Annotated in this window: 3 protein-coding genes; 1 reads left to right on the top strand and 2 read right to left on the bottom strand. The window is 65.3% G+C overall.

Annotated elements, in window-relative coordinates; translation table 11 throughout:
• A partial coding sequence (locus AC1D34_RS34580; protein WP_476826671.1) for a ComEC/Rec2 family competence protein occupies positions 1–2194 on the top strand: 2194 nt, incomplete at its 5' end.
• Here AC1D34_RS34580 and lexA read toward each other — a convergent pair.
• Positions 2188–2892, bottom strand: a complete 705-nt coding sequence (gene lexA, locus AC1D34_RS34585; RefSeq protein WP_441505544.1) for a transcriptional repressor LexA — start codon at positions 2890–2892, stop codon at positions 2188–2190. The two genes, AC1D34_RS34580 and lexA, sit on opposite strands and share 7 nt — an antisense overlap.
• An 81-nt stretch (positions 2893–2973) precedes the next feature.
• Positions 2974–4185 carry a molybdopterin molybdotransferase MoeA gene (locus tag AC1D34_RS34590; RefSeq protein WP_476826672.1) on the bottom strand — a complete coding sequence of 404 codons (1212 nt, stop codon included), beginning with the start codon at positions 4183–4185 and terminating at the stop codon, positions 2974–2976.
• Between the last annotated feature and the right edge of the window lie 25 nt (positions 4186–4210).

Below are 4210 nucleotides of genomic sequence, written 5' to 3' on the forward strand. Positions count from 1 at the left end.
TGTTCGCGCCGTACCATTCCGCATTCCCGAGATATGGTTTCAGGACGCTGCCATTCGGTTGTTTCTCGCCGAATGGCGCGCGCGCTTCCTGGGCGCCATCGCGATCGAGGCCGGACGAAGAAGGCTGTTTCTCTGGCTGCCGGTGCTGATGGGAGCCGGCATTCTGCTCTATTTCGCGGCTGATCGCGAGCCATCCTTCTGGGTCCCGCTCTCCGGCTTTGGCGTCTCCGCTGCGATGGCAGCGCTGTCGCGCGCCCGACGCCCGGTCATGCTCGCTTGCGTCGGCCTTGCTGCCATCTTCGCCGGCTTTGGTGCCGCGGCCTGGCGCACGGCGACGATCGCAGCACCGATGCTCGATCGAATGCGCGTGGGACAACTCACCGGCTTTGTCGAATCGGTCGAGGCGCGCGACGCCGGCGCGCGCCTCGTGATCCTGGTGACCGGCATTGCCGGGGTGGAGCCTGAACGCCTGCCACGGCGGGTTCGGGTCAACGTCAAAGGTGGTTCGGTTTCGCCGGGCGATCACATCGCTGCCGTCGCGCGCCTCCTGCCGCCGCCCGGTCCAGTGCGACCAGGTGGCTACGACTTCGGGCGCGACGCCTTCTTCCGAGGGCTTGGTGCAGTCGGGACCATCCCCGGAAAGATCACGCTCGCCCCACCACCCTTGCAGCCACCGCTCGAGCTTCAGATACGCGCGACGGTCGACCGGGCGCGCAATGCCCTGACGGAGCGCATCGCCGGGATCGGGGGAGGGCAGGCTGGCGCGATGGCGGCGTCGCTGGTTACTGGCAAGCGCGGCCTCATCACGGAGGCGACCAATATCGACCTCCGCGCGGCCGGAATCTATCATATCATCTCGATCTCGGGCCTTCACATGGTGCTGGCCTCCGCCACGATCTTCGGCCTGGTCCGTGGCCTGCTGGCGCTATCGCAAACGCTGGCATTGCGCTGGCCCATAAAGAAACTCGCCGCCCTGGCCGCGATGCTCGGCGCCACGGCTTATTGCATCTTCTCGGGAGCCGAGGTCGCGACGGTRCGCTCGCTGATCATGACATTGGTCATGCTCGGTGCGATTCTCGTCGATCGCCCGGCGCTCAGCATGCGCAATCTGGCTCTCGCTGCGATGATCGTTCTGCTGCGCGAGCCTGACGCGCTGCTTGGTCCAAGCTTCCAGATGTCCTTTGGCGCTGTCGCGGCGCTGATCGCCTTTGCCGAGCGCTGGGAGGATCGCGGCCACTCCGAGGCGCCGGCGAACCTGCCTTGGCCGCTACGGCCGATCTGGATCGCGGTGGTCGGGCTCACGGTCACGACCGTGCTGGCGACGGTCGCAACCGCACCGTTCGGTGCCTATCACTTCCAGACCTTCAACCCCTTCGGTCTGCTCGGCAATGCGCTCGCCTTGCCCTTCGTTTCCCTGATCGTCATGCCTGCCGCTGTCTTCGGCGTGCTCGCCTATCCCTTCGGCCTGGATTGGCCGGCTTGGGCGCTCATGGGAGTCGCTTCGGACTATGTGCTGCAATCCGCGCGCTGGGTTGCGGGATTCGACCACTCCGCGGTGATCATTCCTGCATTCGGGGCCGCGGCGCTCGCATGCTTTGCCGCTGCGCTTCTCTGGATCACGCTCTGGACGACACCGCTGCGCTTCCTGGCCGTCGCCCCCCTGATCGCGGGACTGCTCGTGGCAGCGAAGCCCGACAGGCCCGACATCCTGATCGAACGCGATGGTTCCGGCATCCTGGTCCGCGGGGGCGATGGTCGCATGATCCTGGCGGGGCAACCGAGCCGCTTCGTGCTGCAGCAATGGCTGAACGCAGATGGCGATAATCGCCGGACTGACGACAACAGCCTGCGGGAAGGCGCGGCCTGCGACACGTTGGGTTGTGTCGTCCGCAGCAAGGATGGACGAAGCGTTGCCTTTGCACGTGATCGCCTGGCCATCGTCGAGGACTGTCGGCGCGCCGATCTCGTCATCACGCCGATTCCGTGGAACGCTCCGTGCGCAGCACGACTGATCGACCGCAGGGCATTGTCGCGCGATGGCGCGACCGCCCTTGTCGGCAACAAGGGCGGCTGGCGCGCCCATCTATCAGAGCAGGATGGTGTCGATCGTCCCTGGAGCCGCAAGCGGGAGCGGCCTGCAAGCACGCCGGCTTTGCCGCTGGCGGCTGTCGAAGAACACGAGCCGCTTCAGTAGCGCCGCATCAGGTTGACCAGGCGGCCCTGAATCTTGACGCGGTCCGGTCCCAGCACCCTTGTCTCATAGGCGGGATTGGCAGCCTCGAGCGCGATCGAGGAGCCGCGCTTGCGCAGTCGCTTCAGCGTTGCTTCCTCGTCATCGATCAGAGCCACGACGATATCCCCGGTATTGGCCGTGTCCTGACGCTTGATCACCACCGTATCGCCGTCGAGAATGCCGGCTTCCACCATCGAGTCGCCGCGAACCTCGAGGGCAAAATGTTCACCGGGGCCAAGCATGTCGGCAGGCAGTGCCACGGTATGGCTGCGGCTCTGGATGGCGGAAATCGGTGTACCGGCGGCAATCCGCCCCATGACCGGAATCGCAACCGTGGAGCGCACATCTTCGTCCGGGGGCGGTGCGATCGGCCGGACCTTGCCAAGCCCCCCTTGGACGACGGAGGGGCTGAACCGTCCGCGCGTCGCCTGAGGGCCGCCGGCCCCTTCGGGCAGCTTTATGATCTCCAGCGCTCGGGCTCGATTGGGAAGGCGGCGAATGAACCCGCGCTCCTCCAGCGCCATGATCAGGCGATGGATACCGGACTTGGAGCGCAGATCGAGCGCGTCCTTCATCTCGTCGAAGGAGGGGGGCACCCCTGTCTCGCGCAGGCGTTCCTGGATGAAACGAAGCAGTTCGAACTGTTTGCGTGTCAGCATGGTTCCCGCCGGCGCTCTTTGTATGGAATCGAAACAAAGCACGAACACCATACAGGTTCGCGTTGTGTTCCGCAAGCGCGCTCAGCGTAGGCGGATGATCCGGCAGTTGTCGCCTTTGTTTGCCGGCGCAGCAAACGATTCGCGAATGAGTAGCGCGTCGGCGCGGGCAAGAGTGGCCAGCATCGACGAATCCTGCTTGGCGAAGGGCGTTGCCAGCCATCCTTCCGGAGTGAGCGTCAGTTCCGACCTCATATAGTCTCGCCGCTCATCATTTGCCGGCAAATTTCTTCCGACGATTGCAGGCTCACTCAGATCGCGCTCCGGTTCCGGTACGCCCAGGAGGGTCCTGAGCAGGGGCACGACGAAGAGATGTCCGCAAACGATGGACGAGACGGGGTTTCCGGGCAGGCCGAGCGCGACCATGCGGCCGAGGCGGCCCATCATCATCGGCTTGCCCGGCCGCATGGCGATCTTCCAGAAGCCGAGCGCCATGCCTTGACCGATCAACGCTGCCTGGACGAGATCGTGCTCACCTACCGAGGCTCCTCCGAGGGTGATCAGCACATCGGCATCGGCCTTCCGTGCCTGGCCAATCTTGTCGGCGAGATCGGCATGATCATCGCGGGCAATCCCGAGATCGAGCGCCGTGCCGCCGGCCTGCTCGACCAGCGCGGCGAGCGCAAAACTGTTGGACGCGACGATCTGGTCGGGTCCAACCGGCTCGCCGGGCTGGACCAGTTCGTCGCCAGTCGCGAGGATCGCGACCAGTGGCTTGCGACGCACAGTGAGCATGGGGTGGCCCATGGCTGCCGCGAGGCCGAGGCTCGCACTGTCGAGCCGGCTGCCGGCGAGAAGCAACACCTCGCCCTCGGAGAAGTCCAATCCTGCCTGACGAACGAACTTGCCGCGCTCGGCGCCCTCGCGCACGCGGATCGTCGCAGTGCCGACGCCGTCCGCATTCTCCTGAATCAAGATCGTATCGGCGCCCTCCGGAATCGGAGCACCGGTGAAGATGCGAACAGCCTCATTGGAGCGGACCATCCCTGAGAAGGAACGACCGGCAGCCGATTCGCCGATGACACGCAATTCATTTGCCGGCGCAATATCGTCTGCGCGAACGGCGTATCCGTCCATTGCGGAGTTGGCAAAGGGGGGCTGGGTCCGAAGCGCCTGCAGGTCGGCGGCGAGCACGCGCCCTACGCATTGTGCGAGTGGCAGGGTTTCTGATGGTGTCGGTGCCGGAACGCTGTCGATTAGCGCCTTCAGGGCGACGGGGACGGGCGTGAGGCTCATCGCGCAGTTTCCTGGAGATCGAAGG

This window comes from Allobosea sp. P1_A7, assembly GCF_056406775.1.

What these genes read in the sequence shown, in the direction of transcription:
- lexA (WP_441505544.1), bottom strand. Translation starts at nt 2,892, where the DNA reads ATGCTGACACGCAAACAGTTCGAACTGCTTCGTTTCATCCAGGAACGC.
- AC1D34_RS34590 (WP_476826672.1), bottom strand. Translation starts at nt 4,185, where the DNA reads ATGAGCCTCACGCCCGTCCCCGTCGCCCTGAAGGCGCTAATCGACAGC.